At 64.9% G+C, this 23,647-nt stretch carries 21 protein-coding genes; 10 read left to right on the top strand and 11 right to left on the bottom strand.

Features of this window, described 5'->3' with window-relative positions; all coding sequences use genetic code 11:
* Nucleotides 1-336: 336 nt before the first annotated feature.
* From gshB to WH265_RS20240, 7 genes are all read right to left on the bottom strand, one after another.
* Nucleotides 337-1,290, bottom strand: a complete 954-nt coding sequence (gshB, locus tag WH265_RS20270) for a glutathione synthase (protein WP_312990118.1) — start codon at nt 1,288-1,290, stop codon at nt 337-339.
* A 98-nt stretch (nt 1,291-1,388) separates the two neighbouring features.
* Entirely contained in the window at nt 1,389-2,570 is a 1,182-nt protein-coding gene (locus WH265_RS20265; protein WP_339559445.1) for a benzoate/H(+) symporter BenE family transporter, read from the bottom strand.
* A gap of 69 nt (nt 2,571-2,639) precedes the next feature.
* Complete coding sequence (locus tag WH265_RS20260) at nt 2,640-4,517, bottom strand: potassium transporter Kup (protein ID WP_445228558.1); 1,878 nt, start codon at nt 4,515-4,517, stop codon at nt 2,640-2,642.
* Nucleotides 4,518-4,678: 161 nt separating this feature from the next.
* Nucleotides 4,679-5,968, bottom strand: coding sequence for a glutamate--cysteine ligase (gene gshA / locus WH265_RS20255; protein WP_021026705.1), 1,290 nt, complete (start codon nt 5,966-5,968; stop codon nt 4,679-4,681).
* 116 nt (nt 5,969-6,084) lie between these two features.
* Nucleotides 6,085-7,551, bottom strand: a complete 1,467-nt coding sequence (locus WH265_RS20250; RefSeq protein ID WP_021026706.1) for a TrkH family potassium uptake protein — start codon at nt 7,549-7,551, stop codon at nt 6,085-6,087.
* Nucleotides 7,552-7,560: 9 nt separating this feature from the next.
* Nucleotides 7,561-9,051: a Trk system potassium transporter TrkA gene (gene trkA, locus WH265_RS20245; protein ID WP_312990115.1), complete on the bottom strand. Its 1,491-nt coding sequence runs from the start codon at nt 9,049-9,051 to the stop codon at nt 7,561-7,563.
* 99 nt (nt 9,052-9,150) lie between these two features.
* Complete coding sequence (locus WH265_RS20240; protein WP_306729943.1) at nt 9,151-10,440, bottom strand: glutamate-5-semialdehyde dehydrogenase; 1,290 nt, start codon at nt 10,438-10,440, stop codon at nt 9,151-9,153.
* Nucleotides 10,441-10,535: 95 nt separating this feature from the next.
* Between WH265_RS20240 and WH265_RS20235 the strand changes: the two genes are divergently transcribed.
* The gene (locus tag WH265_RS20235) at nt 10,536-10,847 is read left to right on the top strand and encodes a hypothetical protein (protein ID WP_445228557.1); all 312 of its coding nucleotides are present in this window, start codon (nt 10,536-10,538) and stop codon (nt 10,845-10,847) included.
* 48 nt (nt 10,848-10,895) lie between these two features.
* Here the strand turns inward: WH265_RS20235 and WH265_RS20230 are convergent, their stop codons facing one another.
* Nucleotides 10,896-11,816: a phosphoribosylaminoimidazolesuccinocarboxamide synthase gene (locus tag WH265_RS20230; protein ID WP_021026709.1), complete on the bottom strand. Its 921-nt coding sequence runs from the start codon at nt 11,814-11,816 to the stop codon at nt 10,896-10,898.
* Between the two features lie 482 nt (nt 11,817-12,298).
* On the opposite strand from WH265_RS20230, the gene hpf reads away from it, so the two are divergent.
* From hpf to hprK, 3 genes are all read left to right on the top strand, one after another.
* Complete coding sequence (gene hpf / locus WH265_RS20225) at nt 12,299-12,631, top strand: ribosome hibernation-promoting factor, HPF/YfiA family (RefSeq protein WP_116927826.1); 333 nt, start codon at nt 12,299-12,301, stop codon at nt 12,629-12,631.
* A 136-nt stretch (nt 12,632-12,767) separates the two neighbouring features.
* A complete protein-coding gene (locus WH265_RS20220) occupies nt 12,768-13,253 on the top strand; it encodes a PTS sugar transporter subunit IIA (RefSeq protein WP_021026711.1) in 486 nt (161 codons plus the stop codon).
* Between the two features lie 128 nt (nt 13,254-13,381).
* Entirely contained in the window at nt 13,382-14,338 is a 957-nt protein-coding gene (hprK, locus tag WH265_RS20215) for an HPr(Ser) kinase/phosphatase (protein WP_021026712.1), read from the top strand.
* 15 nt (nt 14,339-14,353) lie between these two features.
* On the opposite strand, the gene WH265_RS20210 is transcribed toward hprK, so the two are convergent.
* The 3 genes from WH265_RS20210 to fur all read right to left on the bottom strand — a co-directional run bounded on the left by WH265_RS20210 (nt 14,354) and on the right by fur (nt 17,763).
* Complete coding sequence (locus WH265_RS20210; RefSeq protein WP_339559443.1) at nt 14,354-15,562, bottom strand: DUF1501 domain-containing protein; 1,209 nt, start codon at nt 15,560-15,562, stop codon at nt 14,354-14,356.
* Between the two features lie 11 nt (nt 15,563-15,573).
* Nucleotides 15,574-17,193 (bottom strand): DUF1800 domain-containing protein, encoded by a 1,620-nt coding sequence (locus tag WH265_RS20205; protein WP_339559442.1) that lies wholly within the window; start codon nt 17,191-17,193, stop codon nt 15,574-15,576.
* Between the two features lie 147 nt (nt 17,194-17,340).
* Nucleotides 17,341-17,763 carry a ferric iron uptake transcriptional regulator gene (gene fur, locus WH265_RS20200; protein ID WP_021025553.1) on the bottom strand — a complete coding sequence of 141 codons (423 nt, stop codon included), beginning with the start codon at nt 17,761-17,763 and terminating at the stop codon, nt 17,341-17,343.
* A 100-nt stretch (nt 17,764-17,863) separates the two neighbouring features.
* On the opposite strand from fur, the gene WH265_RS20195 reads away from it, so the two are divergent.
* The 6 genes from WH265_RS20195 to WH265_RS20170 all read left to right on the top strand — a co-directional run bounded on the left by WH265_RS20195 (nt 17,864) and on the right by WH265_RS20170 (nt 23,638).
* On the top strand, nt 17,864-18,430 hold the full coding sequence (locus WH265_RS20195; protein ID WP_027010572.1) for an outer membrane protein assembly factor BamE: 567 nt from the start codon (nt 17,864-17,866) through the stop codon (nt 18,428-18,430).
* Nucleotides 18,431-18,545: 115 nt separating this feature from the next.
* Complete coding sequence (gene dapB, locus WH265_RS20190) at nt 18,546-19,382, top strand: 4-hydroxy-tetrahydrodipicolinate reductase (RefSeq protein ID WP_339559441.1); 837 nt, start codon at nt 18,546-18,548, stop codon at nt 19,380-19,382.
* A 51-nt stretch (nt 19,383-19,433) separates the two neighbouring features.
* Entirely contained in the window at nt 19,434-20,162 is a 729-nt protein-coding gene (locus tag WH265_RS20185; protein ID WP_052329770.1) for a MotA/TolQ/ExbB proton channel family protein, read from the top strand.
* Nucleotides 20,163-20,190: 28 nt separating this feature from the next.
* Nucleotides 20,191-20,616 carry an ExbD/TolR family protein gene (locus WH265_RS20180; RefSeq protein ID WP_339536108.1) on the top strand — a complete coding sequence of 142 codons (426 nt, stop codon included), beginning with the start codon at nt 20,191-20,193 and terminating at the stop codon, nt 20,614-20,616.
* Nucleotides 20,617-20,801: 185 nt separating this feature from the next.
* Entirely contained in the window at nt 20,802-21,803 is a 1,002-nt protein-coding gene (locus WH265_RS20175) for a DUF2157 domain-containing protein (RefSeq protein ID WP_339559440.1), read from the top strand.
* Entirely contained in the window at nt 21,803-23,638 is a 1,836-nt protein-coding gene (locus WH265_RS20170; RefSeq protein WP_339559439.1) for a GDYXXLXY domain-containing protein, read from the top strand. Before WH265_RS20175 ends, WH265_RS20170 begins: the two co-directional genes overlap by 1 nt.
* The last annotated feature ends 9 nt before the right edge of the window (nt 23,639-23,647 follow it).

The following is a 23,647-nucleotide window of genomic DNA, read 5'->3' as shown; positions in this document are numbered from 1 at the left end:
CGCTTGTTTTGCTCCGAAGAACATATGGCAATCGCCACCAAACGCCCACGCTTATCGGCTGTTAATTTTTAAAGACCTAACCCAAGAGCCTGAGCCCCTGGATCCCCTTCGCCGCGATCAGCGAAGCCTTGTATTGTAGCACAGCTTTTTGAACAGTTTGACAAAGTTTTCAGCGTTTCCGCTAACCCCTTGTCAGCACCTCAAAAAAACAAACCTTGCGAACCGCCCTCTTTCGAGTCTGGCAGCTTTGCAAGGCATCGTGCTGTCGATAGACGCTATTGTATAGGCGTTTTCCCGAGGCGTCAGGAAAACGTCCGTCTTTTTTGCAGGCGTGTGTCAGACGGCGCCTGCAACGGCCTTTTCCAGTGCTTCGACGAACATGTCGCCCACAGGGAAGCCGGCCTGTTGCTCGATCTCCTGGAAGCAGGTGGGGCTGGTGACATTGATCTCGGTGATGCGGTGGCCAATGATGTCCAGCCCGATCAGCAGCAAGCCGCGCGGCGCCAGGCGCGCGCCGATGTGCTCGGCAATGGCCCGGTCTTCCGGCTCCAGCGCTTGCGCCACACCCTTGCCGCCAGCAGCCAGGTTGCCACGCACTTCATTGCCCTGCGGAATACGCGCCAGGCAGAACGGCACGGGTTGGCCGCCAATGATCAGCACGCGCTTGTCGCCCTTGGTGATTTCAGGCAGGTACTTTTGCACCATCACGCTCTGGGCGCCGTCCAGGTTCAAGGTTTCGATGATGCTGCCCAGGTTCATGCCATCGGCACCGACGCGGAAGATGCCCATGCCACCCATGCCGTCCAGGGGCTTCAAGATGATGTCCTTGTGCTCGGCGTGGAAGTCGCGGATATCTTGCGCGCTGCGGGTGACCAGGGTCACGGGCGCGTATTCGGCAAACTCCATCACGGCCAGCTTTTCGGGGTGGTCGCGCAAGGCGGCTGGCTTGTTGAAGACCTTGGCACCTTCACGCTCGGCCTGGCCGAGCAGGTGCGTGGCGTAGAAGTACTCGCTGTCGAAGGGCGGATCCTTGCGCATGACGATGGCGTCGAACTCGGCCAGCTCGGCACGGCGGCCGGGTGCTTCGTCAAACCAGCGCGTCTCGTCACCGGTCAGCACAATGTCGCGCACCTGGGCCGAGACCTTCTCGCCGCTGATCCAGCGGATGTGCCGCGGCTCGCAGACGGTGATGCGGTGGCCGCGCGCCTGGGCGCTGCGCATCATCGCGAAGGTACTGTCCTTGTAGATCTTGAAGGACTCAATCGGATCGGCAACAAAGAGGATATGCATGGTGTGGGTCGGCGGCCTGGGGGCCGCCCTGTGTATTCAATGGCCTTGCCTGCCCACCAGAGGGCCACGCAAGCAGAAACGAACAGAACTAGGCGCGCTCAAGCCGAGCGGCGCTTGCCGTAATGTTGCACAAAAAGCGCAAGGCTGCCTGCGACCACGCCCCAAAAGGCCGATCCCACTCCGGCTATTGTCACGCCGCTCACCGCCACCAGGAAGGTGATCAGCGCCGCTTCGCGGTACTGCTCGCCTTGCAAGGCCGTGTGCAGGCCGCCCCCGATGGTGCCCAGCAGCGCAATGCCGGCGATCGCCACCACCAGCTCGTGCGGGAATGCGGTCAGCAGGCCGGCAATGACGACCCCGAACCAGCCGATCAGCACATAGATGACGCCGCAGACAACGGCGGCCGCATAGCGCCTGGCCTTGTCGGGGTGGGATTCGGGCCCCATGCAGATGGCGGCGGTGATGGCCGCCAGGTTGATGCCAAAGGCGCCAAAGGGCGCCAGCAGCAAGGTGGCCAGGCCCGTCATCGTGATCAGCTTGGAGACCGGCAGGTCGTACCCCGAACCCCGGATGATGGCCACGCCCGGCAGGTTCTGCGAGGCCATCGTGACAACAAACAGCGGCAGCGCCAGGCTGATGGCGGCCTGCCAGCTGAAGCTGGGCATGGTGAACACCGGCATCGTCAGGCCCGGCTGCACGGCAGACCACTGGATCTTGTGCTGCAGCAGCGCCACCACAATGCCGACCGCCAAGGTCAGCATGACCGCATAGCGCGGCAGCAGGCGCCGGCCCAGCAGGTAGGTGACCAGCATGGCCACCACCAGCCAGGTATTGGTCTGCGCGGCGGCAAAGGCATCCAGGCCAAAGCGGGTCAGCACGCCCGCGAGCAGGGCCGAGGCAATCGCAATCGGGATGCGGTTCATCAGCCGCTCGAACCAGCCCGTCATGCCCACCACCGCAATCAGTACGGCGCTGATGATGAAGGCGCCAATGGCATCACCCATGCCGAATGCGCCGGTGGCGCCGGCCGTGGCCAGCACCGCAGCACCCGGAGTGGACCAGGCCACGACCACCGGCTTGCGCAGCAAGATGCTGGGCACCCAGCAGCACAGGCCCACACCAATACCCAGCGACCAGACCCAGGACGAGACCTGCGCGGGAGTGGCGCCAAAGCTTTGCGCCGCCTGGAACACAATCGCGATGGAACTGGTCAGGCCCACCAGCACCGTGACAAAGCCTGCGATGAGCGCCGATGCGCTCATGTCCTTGAAAAACCGCATACACCCTTTCGCGCCGCCACGGTGTTCGCTGGCCCGGGGTGCGCGCAGCGGGTGAGCAGCCCTGGCTGGTTAAATTTCGAGTTTGGAGCCCAGCTCCACGACGCTGTTGCTCGGCAGCAGCAGGAACTCTGCCGCACCTGCTGCATTGTGGTGCATCTGGGCAAACAACTTCTGCCGCCAAGGTGCCATCCCGGCGCTGGCCTTGTCCGTGGGCACAAACACGTCGCGCGAGAGGAAGTAGCTGGTCACCATTTGCCCGGTATCGCAGCCATGGCCGCGCAGCTGGTGCAGCGCATTGGGCACATCGACATCGTTCTTGAAGCCGTAGTTCAGCTGCACGCGCCAGCAGTCGCCCCCCAGCGGCTCGATCACGGCGCGCTTTTCCAGGCCGATCCAGGGCACCTCGTGGTAGACGATGTTGACGAACATGTTCTGCTCATGCAACACCTTGTTGTGCTTGAGGTTGTGCAGCAAGGCCGTGGGCACCACATGGGCGTCGGAGGTCAGGAACACCGCCGTGCCCGGCACCCGCGTAGGCGGCGCCTGCAGCACCATCTGCAGGAAGGACTGCAGATCGATGCCATCGGCATGGAGCTTTTGGTAGACCAGCTCGCGCCCGCGCTTCCAGGTCATCATCACGACGAACAGGCACAGGCCGATGGCCAGCGGGAACCAGCCGCCATCGAACAGCTTGAGCAGATTGGAGGCAAAGAAAGTGATGTCTATACAGAAGAAGAACACCGTCGGCGCCAGCGCCATCCACAGCGCATATTTCCAGCCATAGCGCAATACAAAGAAGGTGAGCACCGTGGTGATGGTCATGTCCAGGGTCACCGCGATCCCGTAGGCCGCTGCCATATTGCTGCTGGACTTGAACAGGATTACCGCCAGCACAATGGTCAGGAACAGGCTCCAGTTCACAAAGGGGATGTAGATCTGCCCAGTGTCGCGCACGCTGGTGTGCAGGATCTGGATGCGCGGCAGGTAACCGAGCTGGATGACCTGCTTGGTGACGCTGAAGGCGCCGGTGATCAGCGCCTGCGATGCGATCACCGTCGCCATCGTCGCGAGCAGCACCAGGGGCAGCAGTGCCCAGCCGGGCGCCAGCATGAAAAAGGGGTTCTTCACGGCTTCAGCGTTTTCCAGCACCAGCGCGCCCTGGCCAAAGTAATTGAGCACCAGGGACGGCATGGCCACGCTGAACCAAGCCAGGCGAATGGGCTTGCGGCCGAAATGGCCCATGTCGGCATACAAGGCTTCCGCCCCGGTCACGCAGAGCACCACGGCGCCCAGAATGATGAAGCTGATGCCGGGATGGCGGCCGATAAAGCCCAGCGCATGGTGCGGGCTGAGCGCCCACAGCACCTGCGGGTGGTCCACAATGTTCCAGACGCCCAAGGCGGCAATGCAGATGAACCAGACCACCATGATGGGCCCGAAGAACTTGCCGATGCCCGCCGTGCCCCGTTTTTGCACCCAAAACAGCAGCAGCAGGACCACCAAGGTGAGCGGAATCACCCAGGACTTGAAGCCGGGCGAGACCACTTCCAGGCCTTCGACGGCCGAGAGCACCGAGATGGCCGGCGTGATCACGCCATCACCGTAGAACAGACAGGTACCAAAGATACCGACCAGCATCAGCACCGAGCGCAGCCTGGGCTTGTCCTTGACCGCTTGCGAGGCCAGCGCCAGCATCGCAATCAGCCCGCCCTCGCCGTTGTTGTCCGCCCGCAGCACCAGGACCACGTATTTGAGCGAGACGATCAAGGTCAAGGTCCAGAACAGGATGGACAGGACGCCGTAGACGTTGTCGTGGGTGAAAGGCACATGGCCGGAGCCAAACACCTCTTTGAGCGAGTACAGCACGCTGGTGCCGATATCGCCATACACCACCCCGATGGCGCCTAGCGTCAGCGCGGGGAGTGCGGATTTATTGTTGTGTTGCACATCAAGCCTTTGTGCCATGCCGCATCAGGCATGCTTGTAGTGGATTGGTTTGCATTGTGCGCCTGTTGTTGCGCCCGCAGTGAAGCCGCGCATCCGGACAAGCCCGAATGGCGGATCAGCAGCGGGCGGCAATCAGAGGTTGCAGGAAGGCCGCAAACGGCTCAGTCGTAGATTTCAGCGTCCGGGTCGGTCGCCTCGAGCTCATAGCTGGCCGCCAGCATCGCCAGCCGCGCCACCACGCCATACATATAGAAGCGGTTGGGCGCGCTGGCCCCGACCGAGTCACCCGGCGAGATGCCGTGCTCGAACGACAGCGGGATGAAATGCGCGCCGGGCACATTGAGGTTGTCCTCGGCGCCCTTGTCGGAGTGGGCGCGGTAGTAGCCGCCCACCACATAGCGGTCAATCATGTAGACCACCGGCTCGGCCGCTTCCTTGTCCATGCGCTCGACGGTCTGCACACCCTCCTGGATGATCATGTCATGGACCTGCTGGCCGTCCTTGACCAGCGACATCTGGTTCTTGGTCTTGACCGACAGCTGCCGCAGCTCCTTGGCGTCATGCACGCTCATCACGCCCATGCCATAGGTGCCGTTGTCGGCCTTGACGACGACAAAGGGCGTTTCCTTGATGCCGTATTCCTTGTACTTGCGGCGCACTTTGGTCAGCATCACGTCGACATCTTCACGCAACTCATCGAGTGCATGCTCGCTGCCATCGGTGAAGTCCACGCCCTTGCGGCTGCTGAACATCGGGTTGATCAGCCAGGGGTCGATCCCCATCAGCTTGCCAAAGCGCTTGGCCACCTCTTCATAGCTTTGAAAATGGCGGCTCTTGCGGCGCACGCTCCAGCCCGCATGCAGCGGCGGCAGCACAAACTGCTCATACACCTCTTCCAGAATGCCGGGCGCGCCGGTGGACAGGTCATTGTTCAGCAAGATCGTGCAGGGGTCGAAATACTTCAGGCCCACCCGGCGGCCATGGCGCAGCGCCGGCTCAATCACCAGCTCCTTATTGCCGACCTTGAGCTTGATGGTCTCCTTGACCTCCGGATCGATCGAGCCGATGCGCACATTCAGCCCCGCCATCGAGAAGATATGCTGCAGCTGCACCAGATTGGCCAGGTACTGGGGATTGCGCGTCTGGTTCTCGGGAATGATCAGCAGGTTGCGCGCCTCGGGGCAGATCTTTTCAATCGCAGCCATTGCCGATTGCACAGCCAGCGGCACCATCTCTGGCGTCAGGTTGTTCCAACCGCCGGGGAACAGGTTGGTATCAACCGGTGCGAGCTTGAAGCCGGCATTGCGGATATCCACCGACGAATAGAGCGGAGGCGTGTGCTCCATCCACTCCAGACGGAACCAGCGCTCGATCGCGGGCATGGCATCGAGCATGCGCTGTTCCAATTCGTTGATGGGCCCCGTTAGGGCTGTTATGAGATTCGGGACCATAAATGAATACTGTTTGAGGGCTCAAAAAAAACGAGCAAAAAACAATTGAGTACCAATTGTAGAGAGTTGAGGGCCAAAGTCACCAGAACTTTGCTGCCGCCCTACCTAGCAAGCACTCACCTTCGCCAGAAAGCCGGTGTCAACAGGGCCAGAAAGCTGAGGATCTCCAGCCGGCCCATCAGCATGCCCAGGGTGGTCACGCTCAGCTGAAAGCTGGTCAGGCCGGCAAAATTGTTGCTGGGGCCCAGATCGCCCCAGCCTACACCGGCACAGTTCACGCTGGCAAGCACGGCGCCCAGCGCGTTGTGCAAATCCATGTCCGTGAACAGCAAGGCCATGGTCAGCACCGCAATGGTGGCGCAGTACACCAGCATGAAGGCCAGCACCGAAAAGATCACCCGCTCATCCACCGCCAGGCCGCCCACCGTCACCGGCTGCACCGCATTGGGGTGGACCAGGCGGCGCATTTCGCGCCGGGTCTGCTTGAGCAGCAGCAGCATGCGGATCATCTTGATGCCGCCGCCGGTCGAGCCCGCGCTAGTGGCCACGCCCGACAGCAGCAGCATGAAGACCGGCGCAAATGGCGGCCACAGGCCAAAATCCACGGCCGCATAGCCGGTGGTGGTGGCCACCGACACGGTGTGGAACACGCCCATGCGCAGCGATTCGAGCGGCCCGTACACGCCCTTGAACCACAGCAGGCCCGCCACCAGCAAGCCGCCACCCAGCAAGGTGCCGATGGTGGCGCGGAACTCGGGCTGCCGGTACAGCACCCAGACATTGCGTTTGCGGATGGCGACAAAATACAGCGCGAAGTTGCAGCTGGCCAGCAGCATGAAGACCGTGCAGATGCCCTCGATCAGCGGTGAGTTGAAATAGGCAAAGCTCGCGTCATGGGGCGTGAGTCCGCCCAGGCTCACCGTGGTGAACATGACCATCACCGCATCGAGCGGCGTCATGCCGGCCAGCCAGTAGGCCAGCGCGCAAAGCACGGAAAACAGGCCGTACACGCCCCAGAGGCCCTTGGCAGTCTCGGCCATGCGCGGCGTGAGCTTGGTGTCCTTCACCGGGCCGGCGGCCTCGGCGCGGAAAAGCTGGCTGCCGCCCATGCCAATCATCGGCAGGATGGCCACGGCCAGAATCAAAATGCCCATGCCCCCCATCCACTGCAAGAAAGTGCGCCAGATGTTGAGCGACACCGGCAAGGTATCCACATGGTTGAGCACGGTGGAGCCGGTGGTCGTGAGGCCCGAGACCGCTTCAAAATAGGCATGCTGCCAGCTCAGCGCCCGGTCAATGCGCTCGAAGCCAAGGTAGAGCGGCAGCGCGGCAAACAGTGGGAACACCATCCACACAAAGGCGACCAGCATGATGCCGTGGCGCGCCTGCAGCTCGCGCTGCTCATGGCGCGCCAGCCACCACAGCACCAGGCCACAGGCCCAGGTGATACCCATGGTAAGCGGGTAGACGCCAAACACCCCGTCATCGAGCCACAGCGAGGAGATCGCGGGCACGGCCATCGTGCCGCCAAACATCAGCAGCAAAATGCCCAATACGCGCAGCACGGGTCGAAGATCAGTCATCGGCCGGGCCTAGAAAAAGGTCACCCCGACACGGAACAGGGCCTCGACCTCGTGCACCAGGCGCTTGTTCGGCAAGAAGAGAATGACATGGTCATTGCTCTGGATGATGGTGCCGCTGGTGGGCACGATCACCTCCACCTGCTCGTCATTGCGCTCTTCTTCATCGCGCTCGGCGGTCTCGCTGCCGTTGGTGTTGCGCGCATCGGGCGCGGGCAGGCCGCGCACAATCATGCCGATGTGCACATCGCGCGGCAGGCGCAGGCTGCCCACCCGCCGGCCCACGGCGCGCGAGGTTTTCGCATCGCCGCGCGCCACAATCTCAATCGCCTCGGCCACGCCCCGGCGCAGGCTGTGCACGGCCTGCACATCACCCTGGCGCACATAGGCCAGCAGCTCGCCCAAGGTGGCCTGGGCGGGCGACAGCGCAATGTCAATCTGCGTGCCATGCATCAGGTCGGCATAGGTGCGCCGGTTGATCAGCGCCAGCACCCGGGTCGCGCCCAGCTTCTTGGCCAACAGGCAGGACATGATGTTGTCCTCGTCGTCATCGGTGATGGCCACAAACAGATCCACATCCTCGACGTTCTCGTTCTCCATCAAGGTCTCGTCGGTCGCATCGCCCTTGAGCACCAGCACGTCGGACGGCAGGCGCGAGGCGAGGTAGACGCAGCGGTCCTCGCTTTTCTCGATGATCTTGACCTGAAAGCGCCGCGATTCCTTGGTCAGCGCGCGCGCCAAGCGCATGCCCACGCGCCCGCCGCCGGCCACCATGACGCGGCGCACCACCTCGGCCTGCTCCCCCACCTGGCGGTTGAAGGCCGCCAGCACATCGCCCAGCTGCTCCTTGTCCGACAGCACAAACACCTCGTCACCCGGCTCAATGCGGGTGCTGCCCTCGGTGGGCACCAGGCGGTCGGCCTCGTGGTGGAAGCGGCGGTAGACGCCCACCACACGCACCGTGCCATGGGGCAGGTTCTGGCGCACATCGGCCACGCTCAGGCCCACCACCGGCGCGCCGCCACGCGCGCGCACCGACGCCAGCGCCACATGACCCTGGGCAAATTCACGCACCTGCAGTGCTTCGGGGTAGGTCACCAGCTTGCCGATGTAGCCCATCAGCGCTTCTTCGGGGCAGAACGCATGCGTCACGCCAAAGCCGGTGTCGGACAGCAGCTCGGCATGGCTTTTGAGGGCTACCGAGCGCACCCGCACGATGCGGGTGGGGATGTTGAACAGCACCTGCGCGATCTTGCAGGCGGTCAGATTGGTCTCGTCCTGGGAGGTGCAGGCGATCAGCATGTCCGTGTCCGCCGCACCGGCCTCGGCCAGCACCTCGGGGCTGATGCCATTGCCCACGACGCCGCGCAGATCGAAGCGGCCTTCGAGATCGCGCAGGCGCACACCATCCGTGTCGATCACGGTGATGTCGTTTTTTTCACTCAGCAAGCTTTCGGCGACACTCTCGCCCACGCGGCCTGCGCCGAGGATCAGAATTTTCATAGCATGAGGCGCCAGCCGCTAGGGAGCGGCCTGGCATGGCCGCATCATAACGTGGGCAAGAGGCGGCCGGTCAGCAAAGATCAGCGGCCGCAACCGGTATCAGCCGCGCACTTCGCCTTCGCCCAGCACAATGTATTTCAGCGAGGTCAGGCCCTCGATACCCACGGGCCCACGGGCATGGAACTTGTCGGTGCTGATGCCGATTTCGGCGCCCAGCCCGTATTCAAAGCCATCGGCAAAGCGCGTGCTGGCGTTGACCATGACGCTGGCCGAGTCCACCTCGCGCAAAAAGCGCTGCGCATGCATGTGGTCGCGCGTGATGATCGCATCGGTATGGTGGCTGGAGTAATGGTTGATATGGGCAATCGCCTCGTCCACCCCGGCCACCACCTTGATGCTGATGACGGCGGCCAGGTACTCTTCGGACCAATCCTGCTCGGTCGCCGCCTGCAGGCGGGCACCGGGCACGGCCTGCAGCAGCGCCAGCGCTTCGGCATCGGCCCGCATCTCCACCCCCTTGGCGGCAAACACCGCGCCAATGCGGGGCAGAAAATCTGCCGCCACGGCGCGCGCCACCAGCAGGCTTTCGGTCGCATTGCAGGGGCTGTATTTCTGCGTCTTGGCGTTTTCGGTCACCTTGACGGCCATGTCCAGGTCGCTGGGCGCATCGATATAGGTATGGCAGTTGCCGTCCAGGTGCTTGATCACCGGCACCTTGGCTTCGCGGCTGATGCGCTCGATCAGGCCCTTGCCGCCGCGCGGAATGATCACATCGACAAATTCGGGCATCGCAATCAGCTGGCCCACGGCCTCGCGGTCCGTGGTCTGCACCAGCTGCACACCGGTGGCGGGCAAACCGGCCTCCAGCAGCGCCTGCTCTACCAGGCGCGCCAGCGCCTTGTTGGAATCGATGGCTTCGGAGCCCCCGCGCAAGATGCAGGCATTGCCGCTCTTGATCGACAGGCTGGCCGCCTCGATGGTCACATTGGGGCGGCTTTCATAGATCATGCCGAAGACACCCAGGGGCACGCGCATCTGGCCCACGCGGATGCCGCTGGGCATCTGCTTCATGCCCACCACCTCGCCCACCACATCGGCCATGGCTGCCAGCTGCTCGCAGCCCTGGGCACAGGTCTCCAGCACCTTGGGCGTCAGGCGCAGGCGGTCCACCATCGGCGCCGACAGGCCATTGGCCTGCGCGCGTGCCAGGTCCTTGGCGTTGTCGGCCTGCAAGGCCTCGGTTTGGTCGCGCAGCAAACGTGCCAGCGCCAGCAAGGCCTTGTTTTTGATAGCAGAAGGTGCTTTGGCCATCTGGGCAGAGGCTTGTTTGGCCTGCAGCCCCAGGGCCTGCATGGTTTCCGAAATGTTCAGGGCATTCATGGGGGCTATTGTCGGGCATTTGCGCCAGGGCAGCCAGGCTGCGCTGCCAATGGCCCCTGGCAAATCCCAGGCTCGGCCGGCACAAAGGCCTCTACACTGCAGCCATGTTGAGCCACCAGGAGACCACGATGCAATCGGCTGCGCTGCGCCAATTGGGCGCCTTACAAGACGGGCTGGACCATTTCGAGGCCGGCCATATGGATGCAGCGGCCCTGAGCCAGCAGGCACGCAGCTATACCGATTTGCTCGGCGCGCTGCCTGCGCAGTTCCAGGATGTATTGCTGCAGCTGCTCGACCGGCTCGAATCGAGCGCGCTGTTTGACGAGGAGAGTTGCTCGTTCAGCCGCAAAGACCTGGTGGACAGCCTGCGCCTGTGGCTGAAAAAAGCCGATGCCCGGCTGAGCGCCACGGCCTGAGCGGGCCGCAGCAGACACTTGCCTGCGGGGCCATCAGGCCCCCTGCCGTCAGGCCGTCAGACGTTCCAGCGCTTCGCGGTACTTGGCAGCCGTCTTGTCGATCACTTCTTGTGGCAGGCGCGGTGCCGGGGCCGTCTTGTCCCAGGGCTTGCCGTTGACCTTGGCCTGCTCCAGCCAGTCGCGCACAAACTGCTTGTCATAGCTGGGGGGGTTGGCGCCGGTCGCCAGCGCGTCGGCATAGCCTTCCACCGGCCAGTAGCGTGAGCTGTCGGGCGTCAGCACCTCGTCCATCAGCACCAGCTTGCCGTCTTCGTCCAGGCCAAACTCAAACTTGGTGTCGGCAATGATCATGCCCTTGGTCAGCGCAATCGCGGCGGCCTTCTTGTAGATGGCGATGCTGATGTCGCGGATCTGCGCGGCCAGCTCGGGGCCCACCATCTCGACGGTGCGCTCGAAGGTGATGTTCTCGTCGTGCTCGCCCGCTTCGGCCTTGGCCGCTGGCGTGTAGATGGGCTCGGCCAGCTTGGCGGAATTGATCAGGCCTGCGGGCAGGGGCACGCCGCAGACCGCTTGCGATTCCTGGTATTCCTTCCAGCCGCTGCCCGCCAGGTAGCCACGCACCACGGCCTCGATCGGCACGGGCTTGAGGCGCTTGACCAGCATGGAGCGCAGATGCACCTGGGCCACTTCATCGGGCTGCACGGCCGACTCGGGCGCCTCGCCGGTCAGGTGGTTGGGGCAGATGTCGCCGAGCTTGTCGAACCAGTACAGAGCCATCTGCGTCAGCAACGCGCCCTTGCCCGGGATGGGCTCGCCCATGATCACATCGAAGGCCGACAGACGGTCCGAAGCCACCATCAGAATGCGGTCGTTGCCGACGGCGTAGTTGTCGCGCACCTTGCCGCGGGCCAGCAGGGGCAGGGAATGGAGCTTGGAGGTATGCAGTGCAGAAGGTACGGGCTGGGTCATGGTGATGCAGAACTATGGACAGGCACCCTGCGTAAAGACAGTAAGCACGGACAGCCGCGCAACCTCGGCAAGGCAAGCGCTCGATTGTAGTCGTCCACCCCCATGACCTCGCCCGGGCTGCCGGGATGCCTTGGATTGCGGTGCAGTATTGGGCGCAGCGGGCCCCCGAACACGTAGGCCCTTACGTGACAGCGCCCAGCATCGGCATGCCCTGCCAGCGCTTGCAATCGCCCCCAAAGCGCCCAGCACGGCGCATGGGCCCTCCATTTTTTGCAGCACGGCGCGGGCAATTTGTAACCAACACAGCAGCTTCTGGCGGTCCATGCAAGCCAGAAACCCAGTGGACCGGGTTGTCATAGACTTGCAATTTTGTAGGTCCAGGCGCATCATGGTTTACACGCATGCATGTGTTTCCCCCTCGGGGTGGCCTGGCTTCCAACGGATCCGGTCACTTTTCTTGGTTTGCAGAAGGAGACTTGTTCATGAACCTGACGATCAGCGGTCACCATTTGGCGGTGACCCCGGCGCTGCGCGAATATGTAACATCCAAGTTGATGCGCATTACGCGACACTTTGACCAGGTGGTGGATGCCAAAGTTTTACTTTCGGTGGAAAAGCAGAAGGAAAAGGAGAAACGGCAGCGTGTGGTGTGCAATCTGCGGGTCAAGGGCGACGAACTCTGTGTTCAATGCTCTCACCACGATTTGTACGCCGCGGTAGATGCTTTGGTCGACAGGCTGGACCGTATGGTCGCCCGTCACAAGCAACGTGTTCAATCTCACTACAGCGATGCGTTGCGGCAAGCAATGGCGTAAACCCTCTGCTTTTTGCCGAGGAAAAAGATTCTGTTTGAGTACTGACCGATAATACGTGCAGCAACACCTGCATCCAGGTGTTGCTGCGTTCGTTTGATCATGCTCTCAGTAGCTAGCCATATAGCCGCACTCCACTATGAACTGTCTTGCCTCTATCTTGCCTCCAGCTCAAGTGCTAGTGAGTGTGGATGTTTCCAGTAAAAAACGTGCATTTGAAGAAGCGGGCCTGCTGTTCGAGAGTCTGCACGGCCTCTCGCGCGCCTTGGTCACCGACAGCCTGTTTGCACGTGAGCGACTGGGCTCGACCGGTCTGGGGCATGGCGTGGCCATTCCGCATGGGCGCATCAAGGGCCTCAAGTCCCCGATGGCGGCGGTCTTCCAGCTCGAGCGCGCCATTGGCTTTGACGCGCCCGATGAGCAACCGGTCAACCTGCTGATCTTTTTGCTGGTGCCAGAAGCGGCCACCCAGCAGCACCTGGAGATCCTCGGCGAGATTGCCGAGCTGCTGTCCAATGCCAGCCTGCGCGAGCAGATGAAGGCCAGCACCAATGCCGAGCAGCTGCACCAGATGATCGACACCTGGCAATCGTCGGCCAACAACACCTCGACCGCCCACGCCTGAACGCCGCGCGCCTGCGCCAGCAGGCCCCAAGCGAGCACCCGTATCTGCCTTGAACCCCGTTTTTCCTGCTAGTCTTTGACACTGGCGGGTGGCGTTGCTGCGCGCTCTGGCTTTGAAAGGACTGCACCGTGAAACCCAATGTCGTAAGCGCAGATGTGTTGTTCGAGGAGTTCCGTGCCTCGCTGCGCTGGGAATGGCTGGCGGGCCTGGGGGCCTCCGAGCGCCGCTTTGACGAAGTGGCGGTGCGCAGCGCCCGCTCCAGCGCCGACCTGGTGGGCTACCTCAACTACATCCACCCCTACCGGGCGCAGGTGCTGGGCGAGCGCGAGATCGCCTACCTCACCAACTCCACCACCGAAGACTGCCGCCGCCGCATTGCCCGCATCGTGACCCTGGAGCCACCGGTGCTGGTGCTGGCCGATGGCCAGGGCGCGCCCGATGAGCTGCTGTCCATGTGCGAGCGCGCGCACATCCCGATGTTCTCCACCAAGGAGTCGGCCGCCTTTGTCATCGATGTGCTGCGCGCCTTCCTGTCCAAGCATTTCGCCGACCGCACTACCATGCATGGCGTGTTCATGGACATCCTGGGCATGGGCGTGCTGATCACCGGTGAATCCGGCCTGGGCAAGAGCGAGCTGGGCCTGGAGCTGATCACCCGGGGCAATGGCCTGGTGGCCGATGACGCCGTGGACCTCTACCGCATCAACCAGACCACGATCGAAGGCAAGTGCCCCGACCTGCTGCAGAACCTGTTGGAAGTGCGCGGCATCGGCCTGCTCGATATCCGCGCCATCTTTGGTGAGACGGCCGTGCGCCGCAAGATGCGGCTCAAGCTGATCGTGCACCTGGTGCGCAAGGAAACCATGGAGCGCGACTACGACCGCCTGCCCGCCGCACCGCTGACCCAGGACGTGCTGGGCATTCCGGTGATGAAGGTGGTGATCCAGGTGGTGGCCGGCCGCAATATCGCGGTGCTGGTCGAAGCGGCCGTGCGCAACACCATCTTGCAGCTGCGCGGCATTGACACCTACCAGGAGTTTGTCGACCGGCACCGCAAGGCCATGGCCAGCGGGCGTGAGTTTTAAAACGATCCAGCGGGATCAGACCAGCCGCAGGTCCTTGACCGAGGCCTGCGGAAACACCTGCTGCAACTGCGCCGGCGACAGGCCGTACATGCGCGCAAACAGACCGCCCAGCACGCTGCGGTACTCGTTGAGCACGGGGTAGTCGCGGTTCTGGAACAGATTCGCCTCGCTCACCTCGATCTGCTCGCCGACAATGCGCCCACCGGCCTGCGCCGACAGGCCGCCGCCCAATATCCAGTACGCGGTGCCATGGCCATGGTCGGTGCCCTTGTTGCCGTTTTCACGGAAGGTGCGGCCAAACTCGCTGACCACCGCCACGACGGAGTGGCGCCAGGGCTCGGGGCCCATCTCCTGCGCAAAGGCGGCCAGGCCACGGCCCAGGTCGTCCAGCCGGTTGGCCAGGTTACCGCTGGCATTGCCCTGGTTCACATGGGTGTCCCAGCCGCCTACATCGACAAAGCCCAGGTCAAACTGGTCGCGCATCAAGGTGGCCATGCGCTGGGCCACCAGGCTGAAGCCCTTGGCGCTGATGGCATCGCGCCCGGCCTTGTCCATCTCCTCCTGCATGCCGCGCAGCACAGCCGCGCGCACCTCAAAGCCCTCGTTCACGGCCGGCGCCAGCGCGGTGCCGGCATACATGGCGGCAATGGCGCGGCTGCGGTTGGCATCCACGCCGCCCTTGCCCACATTGGCCAGCGCCGTGTTGGCAATGCGCGCCGGCCCGCGCATGCACAGCGGCAGCTGCGCGGTAAACGCCATCGGTGCCAGGTCGCTTCGGCCCTGCAAGGTTTGGGCCAGGCGGTTCATGAAGCCGCTGCGTAAACTCTGGTGGGCATCGAGCGGCTGGCCCAGCTCGATCGAATCCTGGGTTTCAAAATGACTGCGCGAGAGGTCGTCGGTCCCAGCAAACGGCACAAAGCAGGCCTGCTTGCTGTGCCACAGCGGCAGCACGCTGCCCTCCATCGCCGGGTGCAGCCCCCAGCGCGCGTCCAGGGGCAAGGCGCCATTGGCCTCGCCCGGGCGGGCGATGGCGATCGTGGGGCGCGCGGCATAGTAGAAATCGCTGTGCGTGGGCACCAGCAGGCTGTTGCTGTCGTAGGCGCCGCGCAGAAACACCAGCAAAAAGCGCGGTGTATCGCTGCGGGGCGCGGCTGCGCGGGCCCGTGCGAGGCTGAAGGCCAGCGGCAGGCTGGCGGCGGCGGAGAGAAAGTGGCGTCTTTGCATGGCGTACCTCGTCAGCGAACCATCATTTCGGGGGCGGAGAGAAAGTAGGTGTTCCAGTCGGGCACATTGCGCGCCTTGGCCAGCGCGTCGCGCGATGCCGCACTCCACTGGGCCACGCGGGCCTGCGCGGTGGCGCGCTGCGCCAGGTCCGGGTATGGCGGCTGCTCCAGCGCGGCCTGAGGCTCGGCGCGGAACAGCACGGCGCTGCGCGTCGCAATCTGCCGCGCCACATCAAAGCGCGCGGCCATCTGTCCGGAACTGGCCCAGTCCGATTGCGAGGCAGGGTAGCCATCGGGCGTTTCATGGCCGTAGATGGGCTGGCCCAGGCGGTTGATCCAGCCGATCACCGGGCGCACATCGCTGGCCACGCGCTCGTCATAGCCCAGGCGCACGGCGCCCAGCACATAGTGCATGGGGTCCTTGAAGCGCTGGCCTTGCTGGGCCAGTGCCTCGGGCGCGGTCAGCAGCGCACGCAAGGTGGCGGCAATATCACCATGGCTGCGGGCAAAGGCCGCTGCCGTGCGCTGCACCAAGGCGGGCGGCGGGTTGTCGCTGATGAAGAACACCGCCAGCTTGCGCGCCATGAACTGCGCCGTCGCGGGCGAGGCCACGATGCGGTCCAGCGCCTCGTCCACCGCCGCCATGCCCTTGGCCCGCAGCGGCTGGCCCAGCAAGACCTGGGGCGCATAGTCGTGCCGCTTGGGGTTGAACTCGAAAAAGCCATCGCGCAGGTAATCGGCCTGCAGCGCAGGGGCCATGCGAGGCGGCGGCGCATCGGCATCGCGGGTGCTGAAACCCACGCCCGTCAGCACATGGGCCATGGCCTGCACATCAGCCTGGGTGTAGCCGCTGCCCACACCCATGGTGTGCAGCTCCAAAAGCTCGCGGGCGTAGTTTTCGTTGATGTGGCCCTGGGCGTTGCTGGCGTTGTCCAGGTAGAGCAGCATCGCCGGGTGGCGCATGCTCGCTTCGAGCAGCGTGCGGAAGTTGCCCAGGGCGTTGGGGCGGATCGCCCGCTCCTCGTAATCACCAATCCACAGCCGCGTTTCTGCCTTGCGCGTGCTGACGTTGAAGTGGTTCATCCAGAACCAGGTCATCTGCTCCTGCAGCTGGGCCGGTGAGCAGAGCGCACGCAGCACCTGGCGCTGCTGGGCCTGGGCGGCAAGCTGGTTCAGGTGGCGCTGCACCTCCTGGCGCAGGCGCGCGCCTTCGCCCTCTCCCTGGCCTTGCTCGGTGGCCGTGCGGGCGGCCAGGCGCTGCGCAGCAATGTCGCGCTGCAGCTCCAGCATGCTGCGCTGGCTGATTTCCAAAGCCGCAATCTGCTGCTCGGCCTGCGCGGGCAGGCGCGGCGGCTGGCGCGGCGCAAGCTGCGCATCCAGCCAGCGCTGCAGGCCCAGGCGCTGGAGCTGCTGGTCGGCGCTGTCGCTGGCGCCCCAGCTGACGCGGTCCAGCCATTGCAGGCGCTGGGTGGCGCTGAGCGGCACCACGGCCACATCGGGCAGTGCGGCCTGCGCGCTGGCCGCATCTGGTGGCACATGGGAGGCGCAGGCGCCAAGCCACAAGGTGCCCGCCAAGGCAGCGGCGCTGAGGGTGAGCAGTCGGGGCAGTCGAAGCAGTCGGTTAGGGCGCATGGGGAGTCTGGAGCCTGGTGCAGAAGGCTCCATGCTGCGCCTGTGCCGTCGCGCTGCTGTAAAGCTATGTATGCAAAACGTAAAAAAGCGAAGCGTTTGAGGCGCTTCGCTTTTCAGGTTTTGGCAGGCAGCGGTGGGATGCCGTGCTTATTTGGCCTTGACGGCGCACTCCGCGCATTGGCCGTACAGGGCCATCGAGTGGTCATGCACGATCCAGCCTTTGCTCTTGGCAATGGACTGCTGGCGCTTTTCGATCTCGGGGTCATAGAACTCCTCGACCTTGCCGCAGCTGGTGCAGACGAAATGGTCGTGGTGCTGGCCTTCGTTGAGCTCGTAGACCGCCTTGCCGCTCTCAAAGTTGCTGCGGATCAGGATGCCGGCCTGCTCGAACTGGGTCAGCACGCGGTAGACCGTGGCCAGACCGATGTCGGAGCGCTCTTCCAGCAGCACGCGGAACACATCTTCCGCCGTCATGTGGCGCTGAGCACCGTTCTGGAAGATATCCAGAATCTTCAGCCGAGGCAGCGTTGCCTTAAGGCCAGTGCTTTTGAGTTCTTCAATATTTTTCATAACAAGGTCTTTCAAGTGGGCCCGATTGGTATACGGACTTCTGGAGAAGGCCTGGAGACCAGCCGCTACAATGGCCGATCATATCGCTATGTCTAAAACCATGCCTGAATTTGTTCGTTCCGGTGTCCGCATGGCGGCGCTGTTGGCCCTGGGCGCCAGTGTGGCCGCTTGCGGCTCCTTCAATGAAGCCAGCCGTAAGTTCGCCAGCGCCATCACCCCCTACAAGGTGGAGGTGGTGCAGGGTAATGTGATCACCCAGGAGCAGGTCAACGCACTGCAAAAAGGCATGAGCCGCCAGCAGGTCAAGGATCTGCTGGGCACCCCGCTGCTGGCCAGCGTGTTCCACGCCAACCGCTGGGACTACGTGTTCACCATCAAGCGCAAGGGTGTGCCCGAGCAGGAGCGCCGCTTTACCGTGTACTTCAACGACACCGGCCTGGAGCGCTTTGAAGGCGATGAGATGCCCAGCGAGCAGGAGTTCGTCGCCTCGGTCACGACCTCGATCAAGAACCCCAAGGTGCCGCGCCTGGAAGCAACGCCCGAGGAGCTGGCCAAGTACAAGGCCGATCAACCGGCCCCCGCCCCGAGCGCCGACACCAGCAGCAGCGACACGAGCACCGCCACGCCGCCCGCCAGCTACCCGCCGCTGGAATCTCCCCAGCGCTGATGCCATGGCGCTGGCATGCCCCCGCCCTGCACTGGCAGCGGGTGGCCGGCGCCGTCTTTGGGCCGTGTCCGATGTTTGCTGAGACGCCGCCCGTTTGAGCCCCAGGAAACCACCCATGACCGCCCCCCTCTCCCCCGACAACAGCCCCCGTATTGCCGTCGCCATTGCAGGCGCCAGCGGCCGCATGGGCCGCATGCTGATCGAAGCCGTGCTGGCCAGCACGGACCTGCAGCTGAGCGGCGCGCTCGATGCCGCCGGCAACCCCAGCCTGGGCACTGATGCGGGTGCCTTTCTGGGCCGCAACACCGGCGTGCAGATCACCGCCGACCTGGCCCAGGGCCTGCAGGGCGCCGATGTGCTGATCGACTTCACCCGCCCCGAAGGCACACTGGCCCACCTGGCGCTGGCGGCCGAGCGCGGCGTGGGCGTGGTCATTGGCACCACGGGCTTCAGCGAGGAGCAAAAAGCGCAGATCCGCCAGTTTGCCGACAAGACGGCCGTCATGCTCTCGCCCAATATGAGCGTGGGCGTGAACGTGACCTTCAAGCTGCTGGAGATGGCGGCCAAGGCCTTGCAAGAGGGCGGCTACGACATCGAGATCGTCGAAGCGCACCACAAGCACAAGGTCGATGCCCCCTCGGGCACGGCGTTGAAAATGGGCGAGGTGATTGCCGAAGCCCAAGGCACCCAGCTGGCCGACCGCGCCATCTACGAGCGCTTTGGCCACACCGGCGCGCGCGTGGCCAACAGCATCGGCTTTGCCAGCATGCGCGGCGGCGATATCGTCGGCGACCACACGGTGCTGTTTGCCGGCGATGGCGAGCGCATCGAGATCTCGCACAAGTCCAGCAGCCGCGCCGGTTACGCCAATGGCAGCCTGCGGGCAGCGCGCTACCTGGCGCGCCAGAAGGCCGGCCTGTTCGACATGTACGACGTGCTCGGTCTGAAATAAACCCAGCCCGGCACCCCCACCCCGCTTTTACAAGGACGGCCAACCATGACGATGGGGCAATGGCTCTCGCAAGCAGACGGCGTCGCCCGGGCCACGGCCCTGGTCTTGTTGCTCATGTCCGTCACCAGCTGGGTGCTGATTCTCTACAAGGCCTGGTGGCTGGGCCGCGCCCATGGCGCCACCTTGCGAGCCACCGATGCCTTCTGGCAAGCCAGCAGCTGGGAGCAGGCACGCCTGGCGCTGCCAAGCATTGACCGCGCCGCCTTGCTGACTCCGGTGGCTGATGCGATTGCGCACATTGTGGCGGCCGAGCCTGCCGCCCAGCACAGCCTGGCCGTGGCCAGCGGCGCCCAGGTGCAAACCACCCGCGTGCTGCGCGAGGCGCTGCATGGCGCCAGCCACCGGCTGCAGTGGGGACAGACGGTGCTCGCTTCCATTGGCGCCACGGCCCCCTTTGTCGGCCTGCTGGGCACCGTCTGGGGCATCCACCAGGCGCTGGCGGCACTGGCCGGTGCCGACCATGTCAGCCTGGAGCAGTTGGCCGGCCCCGTGGGCGAGGCGCTGGTGATGACCGCCGCCGGCCTGGCCGTTGCCTTGCCGGCTGTGCTGGCCTACAACCTGCTGGGCCGCAAGCTCGCGCAGGTCGAGGAGCTGCTCGAAGGCTTTGCCCACGACATGCAGACCTGGGCCTTGCAGCAAGCCGCCCAGGCGCCGCAGGCCTATGCCGGCATGCAGGCCCACAATGCCGTGGATAGCATCGCCCTGGTGGGCAGCCGCTGAGCCGCCGCCAACCCAGCCGCTTCGCACCATGGCATTCGGTCGCTTCAACAAAACCCCGGCCAGCGCGCCGATCAGCGCCATCAATGTGACGCCGCTGGTGGATGTGATGCTGGTGCTGCTGGTCATCTTCATCATGGCAGCGCCCTTGCTGGCCGCCTCCATCCGCCTGGACCTGCCCCAGGCCGCCAGCGCCACCCGGGCCAATCCGCCGGCGGCGATTGCGGTGCAGCTCAATGCCCAGGGTGCGCTGTTTGCCGATGGCCAGCCCACCGACATGGACGCCCTCAAAGCCCTGTTCAAACAGCAGGCCGAGCGCAATCCGCAGACCGAAGTGCAGCTGTCCATCGACCAGAGCCTGCCCTATGCCCGCGCCGTGGAGCTGATGGATGCGGCGCAGAGCGCCGGCCTCAGCCGCATGGGCTTTGTCGCCCAGCCCCAGGCTGCCGCGCGCTGAGCGCCCCGGCCCGGTCTCGCCTGGCGGGCTCCGGCAGTATCGTTTGAAGCTACCTGACCTGGCGCACACCTTAGCCCAGAAGCGTTTGGTTATATTGCAGGCTGTGTGCCGGCTGCCTGGGGCGGCTGCACCAAGGCCACCGCTGCACCGCCGTGCAAGCCGGCCCACCAACGAGGAACAAACGCATGGACTCCACCCTGTACCAGGTCAGCGCCCAGTCGGCGCCGGGCGACCCGCGCATCGCGCCGCTGTATGCACTGGCTGTCTCAGCAGGTGCCCCGGCCGATCTGGCCCGCAAGATCCGCACCGGCCTGCTGCTGGTGGGCGCGCTGCTGGTGGCCAGCGGGCTGATCTTTTGGGTCGCGGCCAACTGGCAGGCGCAGTCGCACTGGTTCAAGCTGGGTCTGATCGAGGGCACGCTGGCGCTGTCCGTGCTGGCCGCATGCCTGTGGCCGCGCCTGCGGCTGGCGGCGCTGCTGTGCGCCACCCTGGTGCTGGGCGGCCTGCTGGCCTATGTGGGCCAGACCTACCAGACCGGCGCCGATGCCTGGCAGCTGTTTGCCGCCTGGGCGGCGCTCTCGCTCATCTGGGTGGCACTGGCTGCCAGCGATCTGCTCTGGTGCGTCTGGGTGCTGATCGTCGCAGCCGCCATCGTGTTCTGGACCGGCAAGCTCGACCTCTGGCAGGTCCTGGTCGCTGACCGCGATACCCTGCCCCAGCTGCTGCTGCGCCTGGCGCTCTGGCTGGCGCTGGCGCTGGTGCCGCTGCTGGTGTACTGCGTGCCGGCCCTGCGGGTGCGCGGTGGCATGGGCTGGTGGTCGCAGCGCCTGGCGCTGGGCGGCGCGCTGGCAGCCTGGTCGGCCATTGCCACCGTACAGCTGTTTGACGAGGCCACGCGCCAGACCCTGGCGGCCTTTGCGCTCAGCGGCGCCTTGGTGGCTGCCAGCTTGCTGGTGGCGCTGTTCAGCCGTTTTCGCGACTTTATCTGCACCTGCCTGGCCACCTTGGCCGCCAATGTGCTGGTGCTGTCGCTCATTGCCCGCTGGATATTCGAGTGGCATGAAACCGAGGCCCTGCTCGCCTTTGCCGTGGTGGTGATGGTCTGCCTGGGCGCCTCGGTCAAGGCCTTGATGGCCGCGCAGCACTACCTGCATGCCCAGCAGCGCGACCACCAGGAGGTGCTGTGATGGCTGCTATCCGACCTCTGTCATTTCTGCGCACGCAACCGGCCTGGTGGTCCCCGGCCCGCCAGCAAGGCCTGGTGCAAGGCGATGCACCTGTGCAGGATCTGGATGAGCCCCCGGTCCTGGTGCTGGCGCTGGCCATGCTCGGTGCGCTGGCCAGCCTGGTGCCGCTGGCGGTATTTCTGGCGCTGGCGCTGGGCGAGCGTTTTGTCTTTGGTGCCGGCGGCGTGGTGCTGGGCCTGGTGTTTCTGGCCGCAGCCGGTGGTTTGATGCGCCAGTCCCGCCATGCCTTCATCAACTGCGTGGCGCTGGTGCTCTGGTGCGCGGGCGGGCTGCTGGTGCTGGTCAACCTGGGCGATGTGGCTGACTCACGCCTGGGTGTGCTGCTGATTGGCACCGTCTCGGCGCTGGTGCTGATGCTGGGCGCCGCGCTGGCGCAGATGCGCTGGATCCAGTCGCTGATGGGCCTGGGCTGGGGCATGGCCGTGGTGGTGAGCCTGATGGCGCTGCAGTCCTGGCTGCCGGCCTTGCTGCCGCTGCAGCTCGATGCGTTGCTGCCTGCGCTGCTGTGGTGCCTGTGGCTGCGTGGCGAACCCGCGCGCCTGGCCACGCCGGCGCAGCGCTGGTCCCAGCCGCGCTGGGCCGCCTTTGCCGATGCGGCCATCGTCGGCGTGCTGATCAGCAATTTCGCCTCGGGTTATGTGGCCCGCGCCATCTTCTGGGAACAGAGCGGCCACTTCATGCCCTGGGCCTTTCCTGCCGGGCGCGCGCTGGCCGTCGTCGTGGTGGCGCTGTCGACCTGGATGCTGGCCCGCCAATGGCGCGCGCGCGGCACCACCAACCGCCAGGGCGAGCACAGCCTGCTGCTGGCGGGCGCCATGCTGGCACTGGCCGCCTGGTTCAGCACCGGGCTGGCCGTTGTTGGCCTGGTCGCTGCGGGCGCCTTGCTGGCGGCGCGCTGGCGCATTGCGGTGCTCTGCGCGCTGCTGGCGCTGGTCGCCCTGGGCCAGTTCTACTACCACCTGGGTTGGTCGCTGGCGGCCAAGGGCCTGGGCCTGGCGCTGGCTGGCGCGCTGCTGCTGGCCTGCCTGTGGGCGCTGCGCCGCGCGGCCGATGCCGGCGCTGGCGCAGACACGCAGCCCGCAGCGCCGCAGCGCCGGCTGCAATGGATCGGACTGGTCGTGGGCGCAGTACTGGCGCTGGGCCTGGTCAACTGGGATGTGCGCGGCAAAGAGCAGGTCATTGCCCATGGCCAGCGCATCCTGGTACCGCTGATCCCGGTGGACCCGCGCTCCTTGATGCAGGGCGACTATATGGCGCTGAACTTTTCGCTGCCCTTTGAGATGCGTGAAAAGCTCAAGGACATCGTCAGCGCCAGCCAGCTGGTACGCGCCAGCGTTGACGACCAGGGCGTGGCCACCATCTTGGGCTTGCTGACCGCGACCGAACCCTTGCAAAAAGGCGAGCTGGCGCTGCCGCTCAAGCGCCTCAAGGGCCAGTGGGTGCTGGTGACCGATGCCTACTTCTTCCCCGAAGGCCAGGGCCGGCATTTTGAGCAGACCCGCTATGGCGACTTCCGCGTGCTGCCCGATGGCCGCGCGCTGCTGGTGGGCCTGGCCGATGGCGATGGCCATCCGGTGCTGCCGCTGCCCGGCCGCTCGATCTGGGAAAGCCCGCTGGGCATCACCAGCCCGGAAGCGACCGGCGCGGCCAGCGAAGCGCCGGTGCCAGAGGCCGACGAGCCGGTGGCCGTGGCGCCCGAGCCGCTGCCCGAGGCGGTGGCGAATGTGCCCTCACCGTCACCCGCGCCAGCACCGGCCCAGGGGGCGCGGCGCTAGGCAACAGAC

Origin of the sequence: Comamonas sp. MYb396 (assembly GCF_037479555.1) — a bacterium.
Lineage (GTDB): Bacteria > Pseudomonadota > Gammaproteobacteria > Burkholderiales > Burkholderiaceae_C > Comamonas.
The sequence above is the reverse complement of the archived record's forward strand: the minus strand, read 5'-3'. Positions and strand labels throughout refer to the sequence as shown.

Bases quoted from the DNA above. Each gene is read 5' to 3' on its own strand.
- gshB (WP_312990118.1), bottom strand. From the start codon at position 1,290: ATGCATATCCTCTTTGTTGCCGATCCGATTGAGTCCTTCAAGATCTAC.
- WH265_RS20250 (WP_021026706.1), bottom strand. From the start codon at position 7,551: ATGACTGATCTTCGACCCGTGCTGCGCGTATTGGGCATTTTGCTGCTG.
- WH265_RS20210 (WP_339559443.1), bottom strand. From the start codon at position 15,562: ATGCAAAGACGCCACTTTCTCTCCGCCGCCGCCAGCCTGCCGCTGGCC.
- dapB (WP_339559441.1), top strand. From the start codon at position 18,546: ATGACCGCCCCCCTCTCCCCCGACAACAGCCCCCGTATTGCCGTCGCC.
- WH265_RS20170 (WP_339559439.1), top strand. From the start codon at position 21,803: ATGGCTGCTATCCGACCTCTGTCATTTCTGCGCACGCAACCGGCCTGG.
- WH265_RS20235 (WP_445228557.1), top strand. From the start codon at position 10,536: ATGTTGAGCCACCAGGAGACCACGATGCAATCGGCTGCGCTGCGCCAA.
- WH265_RS20220 (WP_021026711.1), top strand. From the start codon at position 12,768: ATGAACTGTCTTGCCTCTATCTTGCCTCCAGCTCAAGTGCTAGTGAGT.
- WH265_RS20175 (WP_339559440.1), top strand. From the start codon at position 20,802: ATGGACTCCACCCTGTACCAGGTCAGCGCCCAGTCGGCGCCGGGCGAC.
- hpf (WP_116927826.1), top strand. From the start codon at position 12,299: ATGAACCTGACGATCAGCGGTCACCATTTGGCGGTGACCCCGGCGCTG.
- trkA (WP_312990115.1), bottom strand. From the start codon at position 9,051: ATGAAAATTCTGATCCTCGGCGCAGGCCGCGTGGGCGAGAGTGTCGCC.
- WH265_RS20185 (WP_052329770.1), top strand. From the start codon at position 19,434: ATGGGGCAATGGCTCTCGCAAGCAGACGGCGTCGCCCGGGCCACGGCC.
- WH265_RS20205 (WP_339559442.1), bottom strand. From the start codon at position 17,193: ATGCGCCCTAACCGACTGCTTCGACTGCCCCGACTGCTCACCCTCAGC.
- WH265_RS20230 (WP_021026709.1), bottom strand. From the start codon at position 11,816: ATGACCCAGCCCGTACCTTCTGCACTGCATACCTCCAAGCTCCATTCC.
- WH265_RS20265 (WP_339559445.1), bottom strand. From the start codon at position 2,570: ATGCGGTTTTTCAAGGACATGAGCGCATCGGCGCTCATCGCAGGCTTT.
- WH265_RS20180 (WP_339536108.1), top strand. From the start codon at position 20,191: ATGGCATTCGGTCGCTTCAACAAAACCCCGGCCAGCGCGCCGATCAGC.
- gshA (WP_021026705.1), bottom strand. From the start codon at position 5,968: ATGGTCCCGAATCTCATAACAGCCCTAACGGGGCCCATCAACGAATTG.
- WH265_RS20195 (WP_027010572.1), top strand. From the start codon at position 17,864: ATGCCTGAATTTGTTCGTTCCGGTGTCCGCATGGCGGCGCTGTTGGCC.
- fur (WP_021025553.1), bottom strand. From the start codon at position 17,763: ATGAAAAATATTGAAGAACTCAAAAGCACTGGCCTTAAGGCAACGCTG.